Genomic DNA, 593 nt, shown 5'->3' on the forward strand with positions numbered 1-593 from the left:
ATTTCCACTATCGCGGAATCTAAACGTTTTCCGCTGCACGAAATGCGCGATGACATCGCATTCCAGATTATCAATGATGAATTATACCTGGATGGCAATGCCCGACAAAACCTTGCCACATTTTGTCAGACCTGGGACGACGAAAATGTTCATAAGCTGATGGATCTGTCGATCAACAAAAACTGGATCGATAAAGAAGAATATCCGCAGTCCGCAGCTATCGACCTGCGTTGTGTAAACATGGTTGCCGACCTGTGGCACGCGCCTGCGCCGAAAAACGGTCAGGCCGTTGGCACCAACACCATTGGTTCTTCCGAGGCCTGTATGCTCGGCGGGATGGCAATGAAATGGCGTTGGCGCAAACGAATGGAAGCCGCAGGTAAACCGACCGATAAACCCAACCTCGTGTGCGGGCCGGTGCAAATCTGCTGGCATAAATTTGCCCGCTACTGGGATGTGGAACTGCGCGAGATCCCTATGCGCCCGGGTCAGTTGTTTATGGACCCGAAACGCATGATTGAAGCCTGCGACGAAAACACCATCGGCGTGGTGCCGACTTTTGGTGTGACCTACACCGGTAACTATGAGTTCCC

1 protein-coding gene is annotated in these 593 nt (G+C 52.1%); it reads left to right on the forward strand.

Annotated elements, in window-relative coordinates:
* A partial coding sequence (locus HEM79_RS22325) for a pyridoxal-dependent decarboxylase (protein WP_286178687.1) occupies positions 1-593 on the forward strand: 593 nt, incomplete at both ends.

Source organism: Escherichia sp. 93.0816 (assembly GCF_013368855.2).
GTDB classification, from domain to species: Bacteria; Pseudomonadota; Gammaproteobacteria; order Enterobacterales; family Enterobacteriaceae; genus Escherichia; species Escherichia ruysiae.